Consider the following 21,938-nt stretch of genomic DNA (forward strand, 5'->3'; position numbering starts at 1 on the left):
AAGAGCTTAGAACAATACCAATGACGATTATGCTAAGCCAAGTTTATGCACGGTTATCTTTCGCTATGCTCAAATCTGTTTAAAGCGCGTGACAGCCTCAAACTAAAGAATAAATTGCGCGACTTCGCCGTTAAGACGCTCAGTAATTCGATGTAACTCTTTGGCTTGATGTTCATTATTATCAGCATCTTTTTGCAGTTTTTCGCAGGTTTGTTCAATCACTTGGCTGTTGTCTCGTACACTTTGGGTCGCTTGATGTTGCTGTTCGGCGGCGCTGCTAATTTGATTGGCCATATCGAAGATGGTTTCAATCGTTTGGTTGATTTCATCAAGAGCGGCCGTTGCCGCGTTTGCCTGCTCAACGTTGCGCCGCGCCTGTTCACGGCTTTGCTGCATGGCATTGACTGCTTGATTGGTATGTTGTTGCAACTCATTTAACACGCCTTGGATCTGCTCGGTTGATTCATGGGTTCGTCTGGATAGATTGCGAACTTCATCGGCAACCACCGCAAAACCGCGGCCATGCTCGCCCGCGCGAGCTGCTTCAATTGCCGCATTAAGGGCCAGCAGGTTCGTTTGCTCGGCAATGCCTTGAATAATGCTCAGAATGACGGTGATCTTTTGACTGCTCTGCTTTAATGCACCCATACTGCTGGCGTTGGCTTCCAGTTGTTCGACAAGCTGCAGAATTTGTTGCTGATTTTGTTCAATCACCTGTTTACCTGATTCACAACTTGCTTGTGAGCTTTGTACGCTGACATTGGTCTGTTCGGCATTGTCTGCAACATGGCGGGCACTTTCGGTAATTTCATTAAATGAGTCAGCCATGGCGCTAATTTGTTGGCGTTGATGAACGACTGATTGAGTCGATTGGCTGGCATAATGAGTCACCTCTTGAACATGTTGCGCCAGCGCATTGGAGTCGCGTTTTACTCCAAGTAATAGCTGATGAAGCCGCTCTAAAAAGATATCAACACTTGTTCCAAGCCGGCCTATTTCATCGCGACGTTTTAGGTTTAAGCGCGCGGTTAAATCTGCTTCGCCTTGGCCCAGTTCATTAATCGCTGCTTCAAGTTGTTTGAGCGGCCTGAACGAGATAGAAATTAGGCTGTAGAGCACTAAGGCGACGACAACAAACATGATGGTGGTATTTTGAATGCTACTGATAAGTTGCTGATGGACTTGAGCAAATGCTTTGTTTTTATCAAAGCTTAAGGCAATCGACCAATGGGTGTTGGGAATATGAGTAAAATTAACCAGCACTGGCCGCTTATCGATGGTGGCTTTAATCAGCTCATTTTGTTTTTTTAACTGTTTGTCGGTGAGTGTCTTATCCAGCTCGCTGATATTGTGTTCTAACCACTTATTATCGGGATAGACCAACAAGGTGCCATCATCAGCGATGATAAATGCCTGCACTTCTGAGTTACTGAGTGCTTTCATTTGAGTGCTCATCACCGTTAGTGGCAGGTCGGCGGCATAAACTCCTGTGGGCGATTTTATCGATATGGACATCACCATCGTACCGTCGGTCCCAGTATAGGGCTGCGAGAAATAGGGGCTTTGCTGCTGAGCGCCCATGTACCAGATCCGCACGCGCGGGTCGTAGCCATAAGGAATTTCATAATTTGGATCGCCGGCGACCATCTGGCCTTGCTCATTGCCATAATAGACGCTAGAAAAACCCGCTGCTTTTTGCGCTTGATAGAGCTCTAACTGAAACTCTTTATTGGCTGGGGTTTTATCGGTGACGGATTTAAGCGTACTGAGTTTATCATCGAGCCAGATGGAGAGCTGCGTTGCGGCGGTAGTGGAAAGCTGTTTGGCTTGATGTTGAATATTTTCTGTAACATTACGCTGCATATTCTGCAGTTGTTGCCATGCTTGGGCGATGGAGAGCAGAGCTAAAATCAATGTGACCGCGATAACGAGCTTGTGCTTGATAGACATAACGACTTCCATGCAAAAAGAGCTTGCGTTGCAATGATTACTTTTTTGTCATTGCAAATATGACTTGCTCAGCGTATCGAGTGGCTATGACAAATTTATGACAAATGTCGAATGTGAATTGATCGAAGATAACTTTTATTGAAGTTCTGATTTTAATGATTTTTCAGTCAATTATTGAGGCGTGACAGGCTCAAGTAAGGTGGGGATCTCGCAAGAGCCTGGCTGGCTCTTGCGATTATCACGCTTTAGCGGCGGCGTTTTTTCGCTTTTGCGCGGCGCTGTTGATTGTATTGTTTTTTCTGTTCTTCTTTTTCTTGGCGCAACTTTGCAAAGTGAGCTTCTTCGGCTTCAATCTGTTCGGGATGCTCTAAGGTGATGGGGCCTAATGTTCCTTCTCGAAGCTCGCTGAGTAAGATGGTGGCCACTTTGGTGAAATCCACATGTCCGCCACGAACCAAGCAACCGCGTTGGCGGCCAAGTGTTTCGAGCAGGTCAATTTCATCATTGGGCAGCGTCTGCCAGCCATAACGCTCTTGTAGGCGCTGCGGATAATATTCCAGCAAATATTCACCAGCAAAGGCGGCAACATCATCATGGCTAATGGCGGTATCTTTGATGGCGCCACTTGCTGCCAAACGATAGCCGCTATTTTCGTTATCAAACTTCGGCCATAAAATTCCGGGAGTATCGAGCAGCGTAATATAGCCGTCGAGCCGAATTTTCTGTTGGGCTTTGGTCACGGCCGGTTCATTACCTGTTTTGGCAATAATCCGCCCGGCGAGGGTATTAATCAGCGTCGATTTACCCACATTGGGGATACCGCAAATAAGTGCTGTAATGGGTTTATCTGCGCTACCTTTGCCAGGAACCATTTGCCGAATCAAGGCCAGAATCGATTGCACCTGGGCTTGCTTTTGCTGATCTAGCGCAACCGCTCTGACATTGTGGGTCTGCTGAAGATAATCAATCCATTTTTGTGTCTGTTCTGGGTCGGCTAAATCGCTCTTGTTGAGAATTTTTAAACAAGGCGTTCCGTCGCGCAGATCAAATACCAACGGATTATTACTGCTATAAGGCAAACGAGCATCAAGGACTTCAATGACTAAGTCAACATTGGGCATGACTTCGCGGATCTGTTTTTGTGCTTTGTGCATATGCCCTGGGTACCACTGAATGGCCATTGATGCTCTCCTGGTGATTTATTTGGTCTGGGTGATGGCGTCGGCTAAGTCTTGCGGATGCTCGACTAAACTTTCAGCATCAAGGCTTGGACCGACCGCGACAAAGTAGCCATCTTCGCTCATGCCACTGACCCAACGCTCTAAGAACGCATCAAGTTCAATCGCCAGCGGCTCGCAATGGGCATGTTCTTCAGTTGCCCAAGCGGTGGCGGTGGCTTCATCTGGCCAGATGGGTAAACACTGTTCTTCATCGCTAGAAACCATGATGCAGCCTTGGTCATCTTTAAGAGTCCAAAGCGTTTGATTGCGACGGATTGCAGCTAAAGTCAGTTGGTAGCGAACTTCGCTGGATTGATCATAGAAACTTTGCACGGTGTCATTCATAGCGTTTATCCTGGCAGTGCGATTAAAGGAGGCAAATTGTAGCAGATAGCCATTGAAGGCGCTGCTTGAATTACCTATTTTAGTCGTTCACTGCCAATGACGCTGTGTATTGCGCAGCGATACGTTATTAATGGGCTAAAAATCCGGGCATTCCGGCAAGCGGCGGCATTTGATACAGCGTCACCCCTAAAATAATCAGCACTAATGCACCAAGTGCGGCGGGTAGTGCTAGCAAGTAGGGGGAAACCTCTTTTTGGCCATAGACCCGAATCATCAACCCGCGAGCGGTAACCGTGATAACCGCAAGAGCCGAGGTGGTCGAGCCTGTTCCTAACGCCATCACGATGGCACTGATCACCCCAATCCAGTAAACCCCCATCAAGGCGCTGACGGTTAAGACCAGCAATGCCCCGCTGCATGGGCGCGCCCCTATGCTGACAACTAGCGCCACATAATCACGCCAATTGTGAGCATCAGCTAACTGAGCGGGAGTGACACTATGGTGGTGACCACAGCTGCACATGGGTGGATGGTTTTGTGCTGGACGTAAAACCGCAGATGGACGATTTGCTGATAACTGGGAAAACTGCTGGTAGTGGATTTTATGCTGTTTGGCAAAACATTTTCTTAAAGCGCAAACGGCCAACCAAATACCCAGTGCAATCACCAACAGACTATTCATATGAATGATGTTCATCGCGTTGTTATTGACCTGATGGGCGGTTTGCGTGAGTACAAAGCGCAATACAGTGACTAAGGTGATAGCAACCAATGCTTGCATCATTGCTGCTGTCATCGTCAGAACAATGCTGGTGGTGAGTTTTTGTCGATGGGTTGATAGATAGCTTGCCATAACAACTTTGCCATGGCCGGGGCCGACGGCGTGAAACACGCCATAAATCAGGCTTAGGGCCAAAAGCATCCAAGCGTTATGCCAGTGATGTTCGCTCAGCGCTATCAATAGGTTATCAAAATGGTTGTAGATGAGTTGCTGCATTTGCATGCTTTGCAAAAGGATAATTGGCCAGAAATGCCAACAGGCACTGATTAATAAAACAACTAAAAGTAAGGCTATCAGGCGCTGAGTAATGTGTTTCATTGGGAACACCTAAATTTTAATTTTTGGGTGAAAACTTGCCCTAGCTTATAGTCTGGATCGGCATCAGGCGGAAGTGACATGGCATAACTGACGTCCTTGGCGGTTGGATGCGGCTGTTCAATATGAAATTTGCAGTGTCCTTGCAAATTAGGTGAAAATTTAATCGAATGAATATTATCCCAATACATATCCACATAGTAGGATGGGTCAAAAATCAATAGCTTAAGTTCATGATTATCCAATGCTAATGGCTTAGCTAATGGAATGGTGAAATAGAGGATCATTTTATGTTTGGGCATGGTGACATGGTATTGATGGACCATCTCGAAACGCACGGGCTTTGAATCGCGATAAAAATAGGTGAAAAAATGATCCGGCATCATATGCGCAATAATACTAGCTCCCACCTTTTGCAGCGTGACATGCCGATGGGCTTTAGACATATCTTCCCCATCAAGCGTGTAGGCTGTCGTAATGGCATCGAAACTCCAAACCATTTTCAGCCCCGTAATGTGGTTATCTTTACCTTCAATGGTGGTGTACTGTTCAATCCAAGAGTGGGGATGAGCAAAACTTATACTCGGAACGATAAGTAGAGCTAAAAGAACGATAATGCGCATAATGAAATAAAACAGGATAAAATATCGTTATAATGTAACACCATGCTTTCGTCAATTGAATGTTCATTGTGCAAATAGCTGCAGATACAAGTTGTGAGTGAGTTGACTGGCGAGAATAGTCACCACCACGGCGATGGTGAAATCCAAGGTGCGCTGGGCTTTGGGGCGCATCAACCATTTGGCTAAATAACTGCCCATCGCTGCGAGTAAAAAAAACCAACATAGTGAAGCTGTTACGCCGCCTGCGACCAGCCACGGTTTATTAGCGACACCGACCGATACCGAATAACTTCCCCAGATTAATACCGTATCCAGATACACATGCGGATTAAGCAAAGTAATCGCCAGCGTTGTTAATAGCACTTGGTGAAATTGGCGTGATTTAGGGCTTTCGCTTTGGGTCTGATAGTTATTTTGCCAGACCCGCTTTAAACAGCTATACGCGTAGTAATATAAAAATGCGCTGCCAAGCGCTAGCAATATGCGCTCTAAAACGATGGCTTGGTTTAGCAGTTGCCCCAATCCACAAACGGATAAACTCACCAGAACGAGGTCTGCCAGAGTGCAGATGGTCGCAACCCAATACTGGTAACGGCGCATAATCCCCTGATTGAGCACAAACGCATTTTGCATCCCAATCGGCATAATCAGCCCTAACATCAACAGGTAACCTTGGATAAATGTTGCCACTGGTTTTCTCATTCATTCTCTAATTGGTATTAGCTTATAAAAAGATCTAAATTAAATATAATTAATAATATTTAATTATCATTAGTAATTCTTATGATGCGAGTTGATTACAATTTATTAAAAGCACTGCATGCAGTGGTGAGTTTGCAAAGCTTTGAGCGCGCCGCCAAGCGTTTAGCGGTGAGTCAATCGGCGGTATCACAACGGATTCGCCATCTAGAAGAGTTGATGGGAGAACCGGTATTAGTGCGCTCACAGCCACCGATGTGCACCGCGATCGGCCAGCAGTTGCTTAGCCACTATCAGCAGGTGCAACAGCTTGAACAGCAACTGGCGCAGCGCCTTGATATTCAGCAAAGTTGCCCGAGCCTCGCGTTGGCTGTGAACGCTGACAGCTTAGCAACGTGGTTTTTACCAGCACTCGACCCATGGCTGCATAACGCGCAAATTCAATTGCAGCTGTATGTTGAAAATGAGTCACAGACTTGGCGACGGCTAATTTCAGGTGAGGCGCTGGGAGCTGTGACTAATCAAAGTAAGGCAGTTAATGGGGCACAAAGTGAACCGCTGGGTGCTTTAACCTACTTATGCGTGTCATCACCTGAGTTTCAAGCGCGTTATTTCGCTGCTGGCAAACCGAATAAAGAGCAGCTCAAACAAGCGCCTGCTATCGCTTTTGATCCCCATGATGATATGCATTTTAACTATATTGAGAGTCTCTTTGGCTTATCAGCTGGGGATTATCCGTGTCATATCGTGCGCTCATCAGAGGCCTTTGTGGCAATGGCTTGCTCTGGCTATGCCTATTGTTTGATAGCGCGACAACAGGTGCAATCGCAACTGGATAACGGGACATTGGTCAATTTATTGCCAGAATTTGCGCTCAAAGTGCCTCTTTACTGGCATTACTGGCAATTTAGCACACACTTAATGCAGTCGGTGAGTGAGTCGCTTATTGCCAATGCTAGAGGTTGTCTAGACATGGAATAATCTGTTAGCTTTTTGTAACAGAATTAGCCAAACTTACTAAAGCTCAACAGCCGTTAGGCTATCTTATTCATTTTTCGGAGAGCTCTATCATGAAAATTGTCGTTGCGCCTGATTCTTTTAAAGAAAGCCTATCGGCTCCTCATGCAGCTGAAGCGATTATCAACGGATTTAGCCAAATATTCCCGAACGCCGATTATCATCCCATTCCTTTAGCTGACGGTGGCGAAGGGACCGTGGCGGCTCTGGTTGCAGCAAGTGGTGGGCGAGTGGTGCGCACCAAAGTTCATGGCGCTCGCATGACGGATGTGGATAGCTTTTTTGGCATGCTGAGCGATGGTCAAACCGCCGTGATCGAAGTGGCTGCAGCCTGTGGCTTAGAGCAATTAGCGCCATCGCTGCGCAATCCGAAACTGACTACCAGTTACGGTGTCGGCGAGCTCATTATCGCCGCCCTTGATGAAGGGGCTAGCCATATTTTGGTCGGGCTTGGCGGTACTGCCAGTAACGATGCCGGCAGCGGCATGTTACAAGCACTCGGTGCCAAACTGCTTGACGCTGAAGGCCATGATCTTGTCCCTGGAGGGGCGGCTCTTGGCAAACTGACGACCATTGATTTGAGCTCCCTTGACCCACGTCTTAAAGATACATCGATTGAAGTGGCTTTCGATGTAAATAATTTGTTGTGCGGCCCAAATGGCGCAAGCTTTGTTTTTGGCGCCCAAAAAGGGGCCGATCACAGTGCCATCGTTGAATTAGATAACGCACTTAACCATTTTGCTAAACGCTGCCATGAGCAACATGGCCTTGATCTGTTGAACATTGAAGGTGGCGGCGCTGCAGGTGGTTTAGGCGCGGCATTTGCCGGAATTTTGAAGGCTGTTTTGTCCCCCGGAGTAGAGCTGTTAATGAATGCGTTGCAAATTGATGACGCTCTGCAAGATGCTGATTTGGTGATTACCGGTGAAGGGCGTATTGATGGCCAATCTTTAGCTGGAAAAACACCATTTGGTGTGGCCCAGCGGGCTAAAAAATATGATGTGCCGGTTATCGCGATTGGCGGCTCACTGGGAGAGAATTACGAAAAACTTTATGAGCATGGCATCGTTGCTATTTTTAGCTGTGTGAATCGGGTCGATCAACTCAGCGCCATCTTGGCGAGCGCCGATGCGGATTTAACCAGTAGTGCTCGAAATATTGCTGCGCTTTGGCAACTCGCGGCCAAATAGTGAAGACAGTTTATTTTTTAGTTTAATCGGTTCAGTTCAACGCGTTTTGCCACGCCAGCCTTTGAGCTAAAGCTCTTAGGCTTAAAAAAAGTGGCTGTCGTGCAGCGGATTGATCAGTGATGCTAGGTGATGATCCTGCCAGCGCCCATCGAGTCGGAGATACGAGCGAGCAAACCCCTCTTGCTCAAAGCCCAGGTGTTTTAACAAATTGTGCGCGCGTTTATTGCGCGGAGGGTAGCAGCAGCTCACCCGGTGCAGATCTAACTCACAAAACACAAAATTTAGACTGTGGCTGAGAATTTCCAGCATCAATCCTTGTCCTTGATTGGCTTCATCCAGTGCGAAATGTAATTGGCAGCCTTTAAAAGCACCTTCTTGAATCGCCGTAAAATTGGCGACTGCTAACACTTGTTGTTCATCAAGACTCAATGCACAAAAATAGATGGCTTCATCGCTTAAAAATGCTTTATAGATTTGATCGAGGCGCCCGCGCCAGTAATCATCGCTAAAGTAATAACTAGGGCGAGTGGGGAACCAAGGTTTAAAGAAGGTCTGATTTCGGGCATAAAAATTAGCTAATAAGGGCGACTGCTCGCTCCTTAAGATAGTGGTAATGGCTCGCTCACTGACTAATTTTGGTATGTGTAGCATAACCCGTCATCTCGCTCGTTGAATTTAGCCGCTCAAGCAAGCATAGACTCTGACGTGCGATTTTTCCCTTTGTTCGATTTAAAATAACGCGATTACAGCATTATTTTTCGTATGACTATCAGACAGATGACAAGTCATAGCCATTAAAGCGTTGGTACCAATGTTTGGGCATGTGGTTGCGTGCATCAATCAGTGCGTCGTAGTCAATCAGACACATGGGTAAGAGCTGCATCGCCAGCTGATAGTGACCATGTAAAACAGCAAGTCCCGCCAACCATTGCCGTGGGTGAGCGAGCTTAGAACCCGATGATTGCGGATGAGCTAATAATCGGGCAATTTTATCGCAAGTCCTTCGGCTTAAGGTGGGGGTAAAACGACTAATCAGTAATAGCTGTGAGCTTCTGGCCATATGCAAGCCTGCCTGCCAGCAACCATTGCGATTGCTACGATGGCTGAGCCTCACGATACGAAGGTCTGGGTACATCTGCAGCTGCTCATCATCACTTTGTCCAAGCCAGATAAGTTCCGACTCAATTCCGTTTTGCTTAATGGCCTGCCAAGCATTGAACAATAGCCTAATCTGCTGAGATTTACAGGTGCTAATGATGCTCAATTGAATGGGGTGGTCGCTTCGCTTATCCATATGCTTTGCCATTTAGTCTGAATAAAAGAATTATCGATTTGATTAAAGTTTAGTCGCAAGATATGAATGATGGGTGACAGAGCAAGCCCCAATCGGCCAATATCTTGGTTTTCCGATATAAAAATCAATTAAGTCGATATTGTTGAGTAATTACAAGATTGCTTAAATGGATGCCATCACACCAAACAATGACGGTGTGTAACCATAATGACAAATGACGTTCGGAGATAACTATGAACATCAAAAAACTGGCCTTACCTTTAGTGATTCTTGTTGGTGCGCTGTCTTTAGCAGCTTGTAATGATGATAGTGCAGATCAATCTCAAAGCTCGACTCAGTCAAGCTCGCAGATGCAATCATCTGATAGCAGTGCATCAGATGCGGCCAGCACCGATAACAGTGCAACTGACTCTGATAGCGCAACTTCTGAAGGTTCTGCTAGCACTGAAAATACCCAAGGCGACGATGCCAGCACAGCAGCCCCTAAAACAAATAACAACGGTGATACTGTCGTAAACAGCAGTAACTAATTGTTATCTTAAACTCGCTGATTTATACCAAAGGCAGGCACTCAATGAGTGCCTGTTTTGTTTTATATCAGTAAATTATTCGTATTGGTGAGCGTGGCTGTGGCGCTGATGATATTGGCGATATCCTTGCGCGATAAAGGTTAAACAAGAGCCAACCACGATGAAGACGATGCCCACGATGGTATTTTCATGCAACGCATCACCTAAAATAAAGGTTGCCATCAGAGGGGCTAGGGCAGGTTTGATAAAAAAGGCAATAGAAGCAGTCGATGCTGATGTTTCATCCATGGCGATAAAGTACAAACTGTAACCTAAACCTGTTACGAAAACGCCTAAATAAATTAGCGATGGAATGCTTTGTAACGTGATGCCTTGGACAAATGGAATATTGGCAAAATCAGTGAATCCCATCTGTGTTAGAGAGCCTGCAATGGCTGGAATATGCGTGAGCAGCATCAACACAAACATCTCAATGCAGCCAGCAACGAAGCTAAAGAACGTTAGGCTCAGCCCATTAAAGCCATAACGGCGCCGACCGATTTGGCCAAGAATGCCATAAAGTGCGAAAGTTATGGCCGCTAGCAAAGAGAAACTAACCCCTAAGACGTTCGGAATATGTTCCGGATTGACGATGAAGTACATTCCTACCAAGCTTAGAAATAGCGAGCTAACACTGACTAGTGTCATTTTCTCTTTTAAAAATAGATGTGCCAGCGGAATGACAAAAGCAGCATTACAGCTAAATAAAATAGCAACGAGTGATGCGTGTGCATAAACAATTGCCATTTGGAAAAACGTCATGCTGACGACAACACATAAGAATCCGGTTACCGCAAAAAATGGCAGATGAAAATAACGAAGCTTTAAATGAGCTGCCTTGAGGCTTTTTACCGCCATTGGCCAGAGTACAATTGAGCCAATAACAAAACGTATAAAATTGATCTGGATAGGATTAAATTGATTCGCAACCAGCTTAAGTGCAATCTCCATAGAACTGAAGAAGAAGGTCGCCAAAAGAATATATAAATAACCTTTGTTCATGAATACTACTCTCTAGAAAGAAAGCCCTCTTAAATTGAGACAAAAGAACAGTATTCCTGTGTTTTGAACAGGATATGACCGAGTCAAGTTAGAATAACGCCAGTACTATTTATTCTCTAGTTGTGAAATCAATTTTTGATTAAAAATTCATCGATTAGCCATAAAAAAGCGTCAAAAACTAAACAGTCTGTTCTCGATAGATAATTTTTCGTGAATTTGAGTAGAAATTTATTTTGTTATTGATCAAAAAGATAATGCTGGTAAGCGGCGATTTTACAAATACCTTATAGAAAAGTGGCAAAATAATTGCTTCTATTCACTTAATATACAGGGTAAGGTTAGCGCCCCAACGAGGGGATTGGTTAATTTAGTAAAAAGAGAAAAGCATGTTTTCCATGAATCATAAAATGTATTTGTTTCCGCTGCGGATTTTAAAACAGTTATTTAATGACGATGGATATGACAATGCTGGCGATCAAATTTTGCAGTGCTTAACGAGCGCTTGCCAGCATAACGCCAAGGTAAGTACCCGATTCCATTTCGATACATCGCATGCCAATCAGTGGTTTCATTATCTGGGATTATCGGTTAGTGGCTTAAATAGCTCTCAGCAACAACGCTTTGAAAGAGCGCTTAACAAAGCCGGATTTATCTATTCCAATTAAGGCACCCTGCTATCGCGGCGGTGGATGAGTGCATAAATAAGCACAATCAGCAGCAATAGAGGGACCCAGGCCGGTAGGATAAACGCGCTTAAACAGACTAGGCCAATGCCGCCAAGCAGTAGCACCAAGCCAAGGCCAATAAACAACAAAACTGCAAATAAAACCGCGACAACAATGGTGCTGAGAATGGGTAAAATCGGCCATCCCACGGGTGAACCTTGATTGTAATAGCCCCAATCTGGATGCAACTGAGCTAAATTCCACCCTAAAAAGACTGAGCCGACAATGGCCACTATGATGAGCAATGATTTCATAGGTTATTACCCGTAATAATTCACTCGCTCTAGCCTAACCTAAGCGCCGAGCGAGTGAAAGAGGGCAATCAATTACAAGAAAAACTGACAGGCAGGGTTATCGGTTTCGCAGCGATAGCTAAAACCAATCTGATCAAAATAGCCGGTGAGCGTCGATATCGGTTCGCCGTTATCTTCAAAGCCAATTAATACCTGACCGTAAGCAGCCCCGTGGTTGCGATAATGAAATAGCGTGATATTCCATTTTTGCCCGAGGGTTTGTAAAAAGCGCAGCAGTGCTCTGGGTTGCTCGGTAAATTCAAAGCTAAAGATATGCTCTTTAAGTGGTTTACCCGCTTTGCCGCCAACCATATGGCGAACATGCAATTTGGCAATTTCATCATCACTTAAATCAACGACTTGATAGTCAGCTTGACGCAACGTATTGATGATTTGCGGCAGTTCGAGCTCGCGGTCAGCAACTTTAATCCCAACGTAGATATTAGCCCGCTCGCTATTGCCATAGCGGTAGTTAAACTCAGTAATCGCACGGCCACCAAGATACTCAACAAATTCTAAGTAAGCTCCCACGCGTTCAGGAATAGTAACCGCTAAAATCGCTTCTTTTTTCTCACCAAGTTCACTGCGTTCGCTAACATAACGAAGATTATGAAAGTTGATATTGGCACCAGAGAGAATAAACGCTAAGCGTTTATCGCGGATTTGATATTCGCCCACATAGCGTTTTAAACCAGCCAGCGCTAAGGCGCCTGAGGGTTCAGAAACTGCTCGGGTATCATCAAAGATATCTTGCATCGCAGCGCAGATTTCATCGCTAGAAACCGTCACAACTTCATCGATGTACTGCTGACAAAGACGAAATGTCTCGCTACCAATGCGGCGTACGGCAACGCCATCGGCGAACAAACCGACTTTATCCAGTGTGGTTGGCTCTTGCGCTTCAAGGGCCGCTTTTAAGCAGGCACTTTCGTGTGGCTCAACGCCTATTACCTTAATATTGGGTAACAGCTGCTTGATATACACAGCAATCCCTGCTGCTAATCCACCGCCGCCAACCGGAATGAAAATCGCGTCTAAGTGGCTATCTTGGTCGATCAACTCTTTGCCGATGGTTCCTTGGCCTGCGATGACATCTGGGTCATCAAACGGCGGGATCATCGTATAGCCATATTGATTTGTCAGTTGCTGACAGTGCCGACTGGCTTCATCAAAATTGTCACCATGCAACACAACTTGAGCTCCGTTAGCTCGAACTGCGCTCACTTTAATATCCGGAGTCGTTACGGGCATTACAATAATGGCCTTTATGCCAAGGCGTTTGGCTGATAGCGCCACGCCCTGCGCATGGTTGCCAGCGGATGCGGCTATCACCCCTTTGCTTTTTTGCTCATTGCTGAGCTGGGCAATTTTATTGTAGGCTCCGCGCAACTTAAATGAATGCACAGGTTGAGTATCTTCGCGTTTGGTGAAAATGGCATTACCAAGACGCGCACTCAGACGGTTCATCGCTTGCAGAGGAGTAAATTGAGCCACTTCGTAAACAGGCGACAATAAGATTCGGCGCAAATAATCGTTGGCCGACACGACAGATTCTTGCATAACAGTACTCAATAGCTGGGACTCTGGCAGCGCACTGCCAGAGTGGCGATTAGTCTAATTTGCTTTTGTCACGTACTGCGCCTTTATCGGCACTGGTGGCAAAGTGAGCATACATTTTTAACGCAGTTGATACTTGGCGATCCCGGTTAACCGGTTTCCAGCCACTGGCATCTTTTACGCTGCGACGAGCGGCTAAAGTTGCATCATCAACTTGTAACTCAATGCTACGGTTCGGAATATCAATGGCGATGCTATCGCCTGTTTCAACCAGACCAATTACGCCGCCACTGGCAGCTTCTGGTGAAACGTGGCCAATCGACAATCCGGATGTTCCCCCTGAGAAACGGCCATCGGTAATCAGCGCGCAGGCTTTACCCAAGCCAACTGATTTCAGATAACTGGTTGGATAGAGCATCTCTTGCATGCCCGGGCCACCTTTAGGGCCTTCATATCGAATGACAACCACATCGCCAGCTTTAACCTGGTTATTTAAGATGCCTTCAACTGCGTCATCTTGGCTTTCAAAAACAACCGCAGGTCCTTGGAATTTGAAGATAGATTCGTCAACACCCGCTGTTTTAACCACACAACCATCGGCTGCCAAATTCCCACTTAAGACCGCCAAGCCGCCTTCACGGTTGTAAGCATGTTCGATGTTGCGGATACAGCCTTTTTCACGGTCGGTATCGAGTTCATCCCAGCGACACTCTTGGCTAAATGCTTTGGTGGTGCGAATGCCAGCAGGTCCTGCGCGATAGAAGGTTTTAACTTGTTCATCATCGGTGGTGATGACATCCCATTTGGCAAGGGTATCGCCAAGTGTTTCACCCATCACATTAGAAACAGACGTATCGAGCAGGCCGCCGCGATTGAGCTCAGCTAACAAGCCGATAATACCGCCAGCGCGATGCACATCTTCCATATGATAGGTCTGCAACGATGGTGCCACTTTACATAAATGAGGGACTTTTCGAGACAGGGCATCCATGTCTTTCATGGTAAAATTAACGCCCGCTTCTTGAGCCACAGCCAACAAGTGAAGCACGGTATTGGTTGAACCGCCCATCGCGATATCAAGTGACATTGCATTGGCAAAGGCTGCGCGAGAAGCAATATTACGTGGCAATACTGATGCATCGTCATTTTTATAATAACGATTGGCTAAGTCAACAATGCGTTTCCCGGCATTGATAAATAGTTCACGTCGGTCTGTGTGGGTTGCAAGGAGTGAACCATTACCCGGTTGAGATAGCCCCAGTGCTTCGGTTAGACAGTTCATCGAGTTAGCAGTGAACATCCCTGAGCAGCTACCACAGGTTGGGCAAGCGCTGCGTTCGACCTGTTCGCTTTGCTCATCGGTAATGTTTTTATCGGCAGCCATGACCATTGCGTCAACCAAATCCAATTTGATGATCTGGTCTGACAGTTTGGTTTTGCCCGCTTCCATTGGTCCGCCAGAGACGAAAATAACAGGGATGTTGATGCGCATTGCTGCCATTAACATTCCGGGGGTGATTTTATCGCAGTTAGAGATACAGACCATGGCATCGGCACAGTGCGCATTGACCATATATTCGACTGAATCAGCGATAAGGTCTCGAGATGGCAGTGAGTAGAGCATCCCGCCATGACCCATCGCAATACCATCATCGACGGCAATGGTATTAAATTCTTTGGCGATCCCACCAGCTTGGTAGATAGCATCGCTTACCAGTGTTCCTAAATCTTTAAGATGGACATGACCCGGGACAAACTCAGTATAGGAGTTCACAACAGCGATAATCGGTTTGCCAAAGTCTTCATCTTTGGTTCCGGTGGCGCGCCATAAAGCTCTTGCTCCGGCCATATTGCGTCCTTCGGTGGTTGTGGCACTACGCAATTTTGGCATAATCTGATCCTTTTGCTTTTTTGTTTTTTATCGAAAAAAAAGCCGGAAAAGAATTTTTCCGGCGATAAGTCTTAGTTGATGTAATCCAACCAACCTTCAGTATCTTCAGTTTCACCGTTGAACAAACCAAAGAATGCCTGTTGCAGCTGTTTGGTCACAGGGCCGCATTTACCGATACCAACTTGTTGACCGTCAACGCTGCGAACGGGTGTGATTTCAGCCGCTGTTCCGCACATAAATACTTCATCAGCCAGATACAGTGCTTCACGCGCGATATTCTGTTCAACCACTTCGATACCCAGACGATTTGCCAGGTGAGCGATGGTGTCACGAGTGATCCCAGGCAGAATACAAGCGCTCAGAGGTGGTGTGTACAATTTGCCTTTTTTAACCAAGAAGACGTTTTCACCAGAGCCTTCACTTAACAGGCCATTGACATCCAGTGCCAGACCTTCGGCATAACCATGGCGATGTGATTCTTCATTGATGAGCTGTGAAGACAGATAGTTACCACCTGCTTTCGCACCGGTTGGCAAGGTGTTTGGTGCAACCCGGCTCCAAGAACTTACACAGACATCGATCCCTTGTTCCAGAGCCTCTTCTCCTAAATAAGCTCCCCACTGCATTGATGCAACGATCACTTCACAGTTTTTACCCTGTGCTGAACCTACGCCCAGACCGACATTGCCGGCAAAAATCAGAGGACGAATATAAGCACTGTCAAACCCGTTCACTCGCACGTTATCGCGAATCGCTTCTTCTACTTGTTCTTTTGTGTATGGCTGTTGCAGGCGGTAGATTTTAGCTGAATCAAATAACCGCTGAACATGGTCCTGCAGACGGAATACTGCAGTGCCTTTATCTGTTTTGTATGCACGGATACCTTCAAAAACAGAGGTACCATAGTGCAGACCATGGCTTAAGACGCTAACGGTGGCTTTTTCTTGTGGAACGTTTTCGCCGTTAAACCAGATAAGAGAAGATTTTGAGTCTGACATATGTATTTCCTTTACGCCCACTTTTGTTGTTGATCGTTGCAAAGCTCATTGATCTGGGCGACATCAATAAGTTTGTTTAATTGGTTAAAGAGCAATGATATTGACCGTTCACTACAAACGGTAAAACGGATTCGAATAGCCTGTTCGCTACCCAGCTCGTCCATCTGCATCGATTTTACAGTAAAACCGCGATGACGAGTAACGCGTAGTATTCTTTCTAATACTTCCGGTGCTGACCGGGTTTGCATTTCAAATGTGTGCTGATTCATGCCTGATCCTCCAGCATTTGATGGTTAGCTGCACCGGGTGGAACCAGTGGCCAGACGTTTTCTTTTTCGTCGATAGCCACATGCAACAGGTAGGGACCTTCACTGTTGAGCATGCGATCAAGTGCGTTGGCAATTTGATCCTTTTCGGTGATGGTTTCGCCTGGAATATCAAAGGCGCTAGCTAATGTTATAAAATCGGGATTATCATCCAGAACGGTTTCGCTTTGACGGCCATTAAAGAACAAATCCTGCCATTGGCGAACCATTCCCAATCGATGGTTGTCGATTAAGACTATTTTGACCGCAAGCTTGGCGCGTTTAATCGTGCCAAGCTCTTGAACATTCATCATAAATGAGCCATCGCCACTGACCGCAATGACGGTTTGCTCGGGGCGCGCAAATTTTGCGCCGATAGCCGCGGGCAGGCCATAACCCATCGTGCCAAATCCAGAGCTAGAAATGTGATCACTTGGATGGGAAAATTGCATGTGCTGGGCAACCCACATCTGATGCTGGCCAACATCGCAGGCAATAACGTGACGGCTTGGCAGTTTATCGCTGAGCTGTTTAAGTAGTGCCGGGGCATAAATGCCATTGCCCGGATGGTTATACCGCCAGCGGTGTTTCTCAATAAGTTCACCGGTTGTCTGTTGCCAGTCGGTGATAGTTAATGGCATCGCTAAAGCGTGCAAAACTTCGCCTAAATCATCGCTAATGGCTACATCTGCGCTGCGCAGTTTGCCGATTTCAGCGGCATCGATATCGATATGAATAATTTTGGCATTAGGCGCAAAGGTATCGAGTTTGCCTGTGACTCGGTCATCAAAGCGGGCTCCTGCGACAATCAGCAAATCACTTTGTTGAACGGCTAAATTCGCCGCCGGATTGCCGTGCATTCCCAGCATGCCCATAAAGTAAGGTGTATCAGGTAGTGCTGTGCCAATGCCTTTGAGTGTGGTGACCGATGGTATCTGCGTTACATGAATAAACTCGCGAGCAGCATCAACAGCGTTTGCCATCCCGATACCGCCACCCATGTAGAAAACGGGATGCTGCGCGCTCTTTAGCAAACTTCGCGCTTGTTCTATAAGCTCTAAATCGAGGCTTGGTTGCGGGTCATTAATCGGGCTAAGTTTGGGATTGCTGGTGGTGATGGTTGCGAGCTGAACGTCTTTAGGAATGTCGATGATAACAGGGCCAGGGCGACCGGATTGAGCGATTTGAAATGCTTCATCCAAGGTCGCCGCTAACTGCTGTGGCTCATTAACCAAAAAACTATGCTTACAGCAGGCAAGCGATAACCCCAAAACATCAACTTCTTGAAACGCATCGGTACCTATAACCGGATTGCCAACTTGGCCAGTGATGGCAACAACTGGGATTGAATCCATCATGGCATCTGCTAAGCCCGTGATGAGGTTTGTTGCGCCAGGGCCTGATGTGGCGATGCATACCCCAACTTTGCCGCTGGCTCGCGCATAGCCGATAGCTGCAATGGCGGCACCCTGTTCGTGGCGAGTTAGCTGATGAGCAAGCCCTCCATCATACAGAGCGTCATACAACGGCATAATCGCTCCGCCTGGATAGCCAAAAACTTGGCTAACCTGATTTGCTTTGAGCGTGTTTACGATAAGCTGCGCACCATTCATGGTTGATCCCTTTACTCTTATGTAAAAAAAAACCCCCGGACCTTTCGGTGCGGGGGTTTAGTAATCGCCTGTCTTATGCTTGTTGCAACGACAAACGCCCCGCAGGCGAGTGAATAATCACCACCTGGACGACGACGTTTAGGACTAGAGCAACAAGTTTCATTATATTTAAATCTTCTTTAGCGATGAGTGTTTGCATTTGATGTATTTAGAAGTATCACACCCCGCAGTTAGGCGCAAGACTAATTTTGTATAAAATTTGTATGGCTATTGCAGCATCAAAAAGAAAATTAGTAAGAATCACTAATTTTTAAAATGATTGGGAAATGTTTAACTTTAATTAAAGCATCTGGATAAGTAATATTCTTAGATATTGCCCATTTGACGAACAGTGATTTTTTCTGAATTTTTGCTTATTTAAGATGCTAGCGCCAGAGAAATATGGCTCAAATGAAAGGCGGTGAGCTTTGATGTTTTTAACCAAAGCAGATTTTTAAGATAGTCGAACAATTAAGTTAAAGCACCAATAAGCCTTTTATCAGCTAGTACTGCTGCTTTAACTTAAGCTCAAGCAAGGCAAAAAATTACAGCTGAGCGGGGACTACAACGTACCCTTGGCCATTTGCCATCGCCACGTACCAAATATCTCCCGCAACATAATAGACTTTATTATTCACGGTGACTTTTTTCACCTGATTCGGCAGTTTATCAACGATAGTGCCGGGAAGAATCGTGGTACTGGCCTTATCGGCGCTGCTATTGCTGTGTTCAATAATTACTTTTTGCACAGGCTGTTGGGTCGGCGGTGTGACATACACATAGCGAGGCCCTTCGCGGCGATAGTAATTACCATCGATAATCGCGTAGGTGACCCCTGCGACAATTGACCATGCAACATCGTCAGGTAAAAATGGGCCATGGTGGTGATGAGGGCCTGCCCAGAACCACCCAGGACCGCCAGGTCCTGGTGGACCACCAGGCTGGGCTTGCGCTGGGATCGCAATCATTGTTGTGCCTGCAATAATAGCAGTCAGCAACGCGCTGATGCGAATAAATGAGTGATTTGCCTTTTTCATAACGATCTATGCTCCCTTGAACTTTCAGGCTGCGGTGAGTCGACCATCACGCATATTAATAAAAATATTAAATCTATTATATAACCTTGGTTGCAAGGTCTAGTTAGGATAGAGTAAAAGAACGTAAATTATAAATGCTTAGGAAAAACGTTTCTTAAAGCAGGCATTTGGAGGTGGAATCTGCTGTTTTCAAATGTCACAAAAATAGATAACTGCATCGTTTATGAACGAATTTTCTGATTTTACCATTGCTGATCGTCCGGCAGTGAGTTTACAAATATACCAATACCTTAAACAGGCAATCATTAGCTGTAAATTGGAACCAGGGCGAGCTATTTCTGAAAAAGAGATTGCATCCTCTATGAATGTTTCTCGCCAGCCAGTGCGAGAAGCGTTTATTCAGCTTGCTAAATGCTCTCTGGTTCGAGTGTATCCTCAGCGTGGCACGTATGTGACGCAGATTTCGATAAAGAGTGTGATGGATGGACAATTGATCCGATCTAGCCTCGAAAGTGCATTGATTGGACGGCTAACTGCGTCGATTAGTGCCGAACAGATAGAGTTTTTAAGTTATCTGTTAACGCAACAACAACATGCAATTGACACTCAAAATTATCAGCTATTTCTGCATCACGATGATGCCTTTCACCATCAATTGGCGCTCGCAGCAGATTGCCCTTTAGCATGGGATACAATTGAAACAGTCAAAGCGGTGATGGACCGAGTCCGCTACCTTGACTTGACCCGTGAATCGACCATGGAACAGGTTTTAGTTGAACATCAGGCAATTATTGATGCGCTAGCTAGCAAAGATGCCGAAAAGGCTCAAACTTTGATTCAGCAACATTTAAATGATTTCCCACAGGTGATGGAATCGATTCGCGAACGTTATCCTGACTGGTTTGCTGAGCAGTAATTAAACGGTTTGAGTCAGGCGGTTTAGCAATCGGTCCATGGCTCGATAACCGAGTGCTTCAACCAGTTGGGCGTGACCTAATGGTTGTTGGCTTAGGTCGCTGATGGTCAACGCAACCTTCCAGATGCGATGATAAGCTCGAATGGAGAGCCCGAGCTTTTCTATCGCCTGTTCTAGAAAAGTCGCTTCAGTGTTATTTAAAGGTGCTATTTCACGGAGCATGGCGCCGCTTAGCTCGCTATTTAAACATCCTTGTCGAGTTAATTGCCGCTGCCGGGCTTTGTAAACTAACTCGCGAAGCTCTAACGTGCTTTTGCCTGTCGGTCCTTGATTTAAACTGCCCGGGGGCAAGCTTGTGACCTCGACACTTAAATCGAAGCGGTCCAAAAATGGGCCAGATAAGCGGCTAAGATAACGCAGAATTTGATCGACATTTGATCTGGCTTGATGGCCTTGATAATAGCCACTGGGGCTTGGATTTAATGCGCCAATCAGCTGAAAATCAGCAGGAAATGTCACCTGTTGCATTGCCCGGGAAATATGGACCACGCCAGATTCGAGTGGTTGGCGCAGAGCATCAAGAACTACACGAGGAAACTCGGCCATTTCATCTAAAAACAAAACGCCATGGTGAGCCAGTGAAATTTCACCAGGGCGGGGCTTACTGCCTCCACCAACTAACGCAACTGCTGATGCGCTGTGATGCGGGCTGCGAAAGGGAGGCGTGTACCAGTGGCTTAAATCTCGCTCATTTGCGCCAAGTGATTCAATGGCTGCAACATCGATTGCCTGAGCGCTGCTAAGCTGCGGCAAAATTCCAGGTAGACGGCTTGCCAGCATCGTTTTGCCCGTTCCTGGTGGCCCGAGCATTAATAGATTATGGCGAGCGGCCGCCGCGATAAGTAATGCCCGTTTAGCACTGTTCTGACCAATAACATCGCGCAGATCGCCACAGTTTGGTATGCCACCTTGTAGCGGCAATTCTTCAGGCTCGGTGAGGTTAAGTGATTGTTGCCCGCTTAGCCAAGCGACGAGCTCACCAAGACTTGTAGGCGCATAGATTTGTGCTTTTTCAACTCGCGCCGCTGAGCCTGCATCGGTTGGTGGCAAAATCAATTTGTGGCGGGCGTCCACTGCCGCCATTGCAGCACTAATGGCGCCTGGAATATGGCGAATTTCACCGGATAAAGCCAGCTCGCCCAGTAGCTCTAACTGCTTGACGGGTGCCTCGGGAAGCTGAGCTGATGCAATGAGGATGCTAATCGCAATCGCTAAATCGAAACGGCCTCCTTCTTTGGGCAGATCGGCAGGTGCTAGATTCACAGTGATACGCGCCGCTGGAAATTCAAAGCCGCTAGTTAAAATAGCGCTGCGAACTCGCTCACGCGCTTCGCGAACCGAAGCCTCAGGCAGACCCACTAGCGTGAATGCTGGGATCCCGTTGGCCAAGTGTGTCTCAATTGTCACCAGTGGTGAACTTAATCCAATTGATGCGCGTGAATAAACAACAGCTAGTTTTTCCATTGCGATTAACTTCTATTGATTTTTATATCAATTAT

At 46.3% G+C, this 21,938-nt stretch carries 22 protein-coding genes; 5 read left to right on the forward strand and 17 right to left on the reverse strand.

All coding sequences use genetic code 11. From position 1 onward, the window contains the following. Nucleotides 1-102: 102 nt before the first annotated feature. From ABTQ23_RS01360 to ABTQ23_RS01385, 6 genes are all read right to left on the reverse strand, one after another. Entirely contained in the window at nucleotides 103-1,950 is a 1,848-nt protein-coding gene (locus ABTQ23_RS01360; RefSeq protein WP_408613821.1) for a methyl-accepting chemotaxis protein, read from the reverse strand. Between the two features lie 245 nt (nucleotides 1,951-2,195). Beyond that, a complete protein-coding gene (gene ylqF, locus ABTQ23_RS01365) occupies nucleotides 2,196-3,131 on the reverse strand; it encodes a ribosome biogenesis GTPase YlqF (protein WP_408613822.1) in 936 nt (311 codons plus the stop codon). A gap of 18 nt (nucleotides 3,132-3,149) precedes the next feature. Next, nucleotides 3,150-3,515 carry a DUF2750 domain-containing protein gene (locus ABTQ23_RS01370; RefSeq protein ID WP_408613823.1) on the reverse strand — a complete coding sequence of 122 codons (366 nt, stop codon included), beginning with the start codon at nucleotides 3,513-3,515 and terminating at the stop codon, nucleotides 3,150-3,152. Between the two features lie 127 nt (nucleotides 3,516-3,642). After that, nucleotides 3,643-4,614, reverse strand: coding sequence for a nickel/cobalt transporter (locus ABTQ23_RS01375; RefSeq protein WP_408613824.1), 972 nt, complete (start codon nucleotides 4,612-4,614; stop codon nucleotides 3,643-3,645). Then, the gene (locus tag ABTQ23_RS01380) at nucleotides 4,611-5,234 is read right to left on the reverse strand and encodes a DUF1007 family protein (protein ID WP_408613825.1); all 624 of its coding nucleotides are present in this window, start codon (nucleotides 5,232-5,234) and stop codon (nucleotides 4,611-4,613) included. The genes ABTQ23_RS01375 and ABTQ23_RS01380 overlap by 4 nt, the downstream gene beginning before the upstream one ends. A gap of 63 nt (nucleotides 5,235-5,297) precedes the next feature. Continuing rightward, entirely contained in the window at nucleotides 5,298-5,936 is a 639-nt protein-coding gene (locus tag ABTQ23_RS01385) for a LysE/ArgO family amino acid transporter (protein WP_408613826.1), read from the reverse strand. Nucleotides 5,937-6,017: 81 nt separating this feature from the next. Here ABTQ23_RS01385 and ABTQ23_RS01390 point away from each other — a divergent pair, with 81 nt between their 5' ends. Together ABTQ23_RS01390 and ABTQ23_RS01395 are read left to right on the forward strand one after the other, a co-directional pair. Further along, nucleotides 6,018-6,914 (forward strand): LysR family transcriptional regulator ArgP, encoded by an 897-nt coding sequence (locus tag ABTQ23_RS01390; RefSeq protein ID WP_408613827.1) that lies wholly within the window; start codon nucleotides 6,018-6,020, stop codon nucleotides 6,912-6,914. An 89-nt stretch (nucleotides 6,915-7,003) separates the two neighbouring features. Next, nucleotides 7,004-8,140, forward strand: a complete 1,137-nt coding sequence (locus tag ABTQ23_RS01395; RefSeq protein WP_408613828.1) for a glycerate kinase — start codon at nucleotides 7,004-7,006, stop codon at nucleotides 8,138-8,140. A gap of 81 nt (nucleotides 8,141-8,221) precedes the next feature. On the opposite strand, the gene ABTQ23_RS01400 is transcribed toward ABTQ23_RS01395, so the two are convergent. Continuing rightward, nucleotides 8,222-8,791 carry a GNAT family N-acetyltransferase gene (locus tag ABTQ23_RS01400; RefSeq protein ID WP_408613829.1) on the reverse strand — a complete coding sequence of 190 codons (570 nt, stop codon included), beginning with the start codon at nucleotides 8,789-8,791 and terminating at the stop codon, nucleotides 8,222-8,224. Nucleotides 8,792-8,909: 118 nt separating this feature from the next. Beyond that, complete coding sequence (locus ABTQ23_RS01405; RefSeq protein WP_408613830.1) at nucleotides 8,910-9,434, reverse strand: hypothetical protein; 525 nt, start codon at nucleotides 9,432-9,434, stop codon at nucleotides 8,910-8,912. Between the two features lie 233 nt (nucleotides 9,435-9,667). On the opposite strand from ABTQ23_RS01405, the gene ABTQ23_RS01410 reads away from it, so the two are divergent. Continuing rightward, nucleotides 9,668-9,964, forward strand: coding sequence for a hypothetical protein (locus tag ABTQ23_RS01410; protein ID WP_408613831.1), 297 nt, complete (start codon nucleotides 9,668-9,670; stop codon nucleotides 9,962-9,964). Nucleotides 9,965-10,039: 75 nt separating this feature from the next. On the opposite strand, the gene ABTQ23_RS01415 is transcribed toward ABTQ23_RS01410, so the two are convergent. Next, nucleotides 10,040-11,005 carry a DMT family transporter gene (locus ABTQ23_RS01415; protein WP_408613832.1) on the reverse strand — a complete coding sequence of 322 codons (966 nt, stop codon included), beginning with the start codon at nucleotides 11,003-11,005 and terminating at the stop codon, nucleotides 10,040-10,042. 386 nt (nucleotides 11,006-11,391) lie between these two features. Between ABTQ23_RS01415 and ABTQ23_RS01420 the strand changes: the two genes are divergently transcribed. Continuing rightward, nucleotides 11,392-11,670, forward strand: a complete 279-nt coding sequence (locus ABTQ23_RS01420) for a hypothetical protein (RefSeq protein ID WP_408613833.1) — start codon at nucleotides 11,392-11,394, stop codon at nucleotides 11,668-11,670. Here ABTQ23_RS01420 and ABTQ23_RS01425 read toward each other — a convergent pair. The 7 genes from ABTQ23_RS01425 to ABTQ23_RS01455 form a co-directional block, all read right to left on the reverse strand. Further along, nucleotides 11,667-11,984 (reverse strand): hypothetical protein, encoded by a 318-nt coding sequence (locus ABTQ23_RS01425; RefSeq protein WP_408613834.1) that lies wholly within the window; start codon nucleotides 11,982-11,984, stop codon nucleotides 11,667-11,669. The two genes, ABTQ23_RS01420 and ABTQ23_RS01425, sit on opposite strands and share 4 nt — an antisense overlap. Before the next feature lie 72 nt (nucleotides 11,985-12,056). Beyond that, nucleotides 12,057-13,583 carry a threonine ammonia-lyase, biosynthetic gene (gene ilvA / locus ABTQ23_RS01430; protein WP_408613835.1) on the reverse strand — a complete coding sequence of 509 codons (1,527 nt, stop codon included), beginning with the start codon at nucleotides 13,581-13,583 and terminating at the stop codon, nucleotides 12,057-12,059. A 49-nt stretch (nucleotides 13,584-13,632) separates the two neighbouring features. Then, nucleotides 13,633-15,471 (reverse strand): dihydroxy-acid dehydratase, encoded by a 1,839-nt coding sequence (gene ilvD, locus ABTQ23_RS01435; RefSeq protein ID WP_408613836.1) that lies wholly within the window; start codon nucleotides 15,469-15,471, stop codon nucleotides 13,633-13,635. A gap of 71 nt (nucleotides 15,472-15,542) precedes the next feature. Beyond that, nucleotides 15,543-16,469, reverse strand: coding sequence for a branched-chain amino acid transaminase (locus ABTQ23_RS01440; protein ID WP_408613837.1), 927 nt, complete (start codon nucleotides 16,467-16,469; stop codon nucleotides 15,543-15,545). Nucleotides 16,470-16,480: 11 nt separating this feature from the next. After that, complete coding sequence (gene ilvM, locus ABTQ23_RS01445) at nucleotides 16,481-16,738, reverse strand: acetolactate synthase 2 small subunit (RefSeq protein WP_131911261.1); 258 nt, start codon at nucleotides 16,736-16,738, stop codon at nucleotides 16,481-16,483. Beyond that, on the reverse strand, nucleotides 16,735-18,387 hold the full coding sequence (gene ilvG / locus ABTQ23_RS01450) for an acetolactate synthase 2 catalytic subunit (protein WP_408613838.1): 1,653 nt from the start codon (nucleotides 18,385-18,387) through the stop codon (nucleotides 16,735-16,737). The genes ilvM and ilvG overlap by 4 nt, the downstream gene beginning before the upstream one ends. 584 nt (nucleotides 18,388-18,971) lie before the next feature. Next, a complete protein-coding gene (locus ABTQ23_RS01455; RefSeq protein ID WP_408613839.1) occupies nucleotides 18,972-19,463 on the reverse strand; it encodes a DUF6515 family protein in 492 nt (163 codons plus the stop codon). A gap of 223 nt (nucleotides 19,464-19,686) precedes the next feature. On the opposite strand from ABTQ23_RS01455, the gene ABTQ23_RS01460 reads away from it, so the two are divergent. Continuing rightward, nucleotides 19,687-20,379: a GntR family transcriptional regulator gene (locus ABTQ23_RS01460; protein ID WP_408613840.1), complete on the forward strand. Its 693-nt coding sequence runs from the start codon at nucleotides 19,687-19,689 to the stop codon at nucleotides 20,377-20,379. Here the strand turns inward: ABTQ23_RS01460 and ABTQ23_RS01465 are convergent, their stop codons facing one another. Beyond that, entirely contained in the window at nucleotides 20,380-21,903 is a 1,524-nt protein-coding gene (locus ABTQ23_RS01465) for a YifB family Mg chelatase-like AAA ATPase (RefSeq protein WP_408613841.1), read from the reverse strand. It lies immediately after the preceding gene. Nucleotides 21,904-21,938: the final 35 nt, after the last annotated feature.

The sequence above is a fragment of the Celerinatantimonas sediminis genome (genome assembly GCF_046054195.1).
Taxonomy (GTDB): domain Bacteria; phylum Pseudomonadota; class Gammaproteobacteria; order Enterobacterales; family Celerinatantimonadaceae; genus Celerinatantimonas.

Coding starts and splice junctions, on each gene's coding strand:
- ABTQ23_RS01360 (WP_408613821.1), bottom strand. CDS start 1,950: ATGTCTATCAAGCACAAGCTCGTTATCGCGGTCACATTGATTTTAGCT.
- ylqF (WP_408613822.1), bottom strand. CDS start 3,131: ATGGCCATTCAGTGGTACCCAGGGCATATGCACAAAGCACAAAAACAG.
- ABTQ23_RS01370 (WP_408613823.1), bottom strand. CDS start 3,515: ATGAATGACACCGTGCAAAGTTTCTATGATCAATCCAGCGAAGTTCGC.
- ABTQ23_RS01375 (WP_408613824.1), bottom strand. CDS start 4,614: ATGAAACACATTACTCAGCGCCTGATAGCCTTACTTTTAGTTGTTTTA.
- ABTQ23_RS01380 (WP_408613825.1), bottom strand. CDS start 5,234: ATGCGCATTATCGTTCTTTTAGCTCTACTTATCGTTCCGAGTATAAGT.
- ABTQ23_RS01385 (WP_408613826.1), bottom strand. CDS start 5,936: ATGAGAAAACCAGTGGCAACATTTATCCAAGGTTACCTGTTGATGTTA.
- ABTQ23_RS01390 (WP_408613827.1), top strand. CDS start 6,018: ATGATGCGAGTTGATTACAATTTATTAAAAGCACTGCATGCAGTGGTG.
- ABTQ23_RS01395 (WP_408613828.1), top strand. CDS start 7,004: ATGAAAATTGTCGTTGCGCCTGATTCTTTTAAAGAAAGCCTATCGGCT.
- ABTQ23_RS01400 (WP_408613829.1), bottom strand. CDS start 8,791: ATGCTACACATACCAAAATTAGTCAGTGAGCGAGCCATTACCACTATC.
- ABTQ23_RS01405 (WP_408613830.1), bottom strand. CDS start 9,434: ATGGATAAGCGAAGCGACCACCCCATTCAATTGAGCATCATTAGCACC.
- ABTQ23_RS01410 (WP_408613831.1), top strand. CDS start 9,668: ATGAACATCAAAAAACTGGCCTTACCTTTAGTGATTCTTGTTGGTGCG.
- ABTQ23_RS01415 (WP_408613832.1), bottom strand. CDS start 11,005: ATGAACAAAGGTTATTTATATATTCTTTTGGCGACCTTCTTCTTCAGT.
- ABTQ23_RS01420 (WP_408613833.1), top strand. CDS start 11,392: ATGTTTTCCATGAATCATAAAATGTATTTGTTTCCGCTGCGGATTTTA.
- ABTQ23_RS01425 (WP_408613834.1), bottom strand. CDS start 11,984: ATGAAATCATTGCTCATCATAGTGGCCATTGTCGGCTCAGTCTTTTTA.
- ilvA (WP_408613835.1), bottom strand. CDS start 13,583: ATGCAAGAATCTGTCGTGTCGGCCAACGATTATTTGCGCCGAATCTTA.
- ilvD (WP_408613836.1), bottom strand. CDS start 15,471: ATGCCAAAATTGCGTAGTGCCACAACCACCGAAGGACGCAATATGGCC.
- ABTQ23_RS01440 (WP_408613837.1), bottom strand. CDS start 16,469: ATGTCAGACTCAAAATCTTCTCTTATCTGGTTTAACGGCGAAAACGTT.
- ilvM (WP_131911261.1), bottom strand. CDS start 16,738: ATGAATCAGCACACATTTGAAATGCAAACCCGGTCAGCACCGGAAGTA.
- ilvG (WP_408613838.1), bottom strand. CDS start 18,387: ATGAATGGTGCGCAGCTTATCGTAAACACGCTCAAAGCAAATCAGGTT.
- ABTQ23_RS01455 (WP_408613839.1), bottom strand. CDS start 19,463: ATGAAAAAGGCAAATCACTCATTTATTCGCATCAGCGCGTTGCTGACT.
- ABTQ23_RS01460 (WP_408613840.1), top strand. CDS start 19,687: ATGAACGAATTTTCTGATTTTACCATTGCTGATCGTCCGGCAGTGAGT.
- ABTQ23_RS01465 (WP_408613841.1), bottom strand. CDS start 21,903: ATGGAAAAACTAGCTGTTGTTTATTCACGCGCATCAATTGGATTAAGT.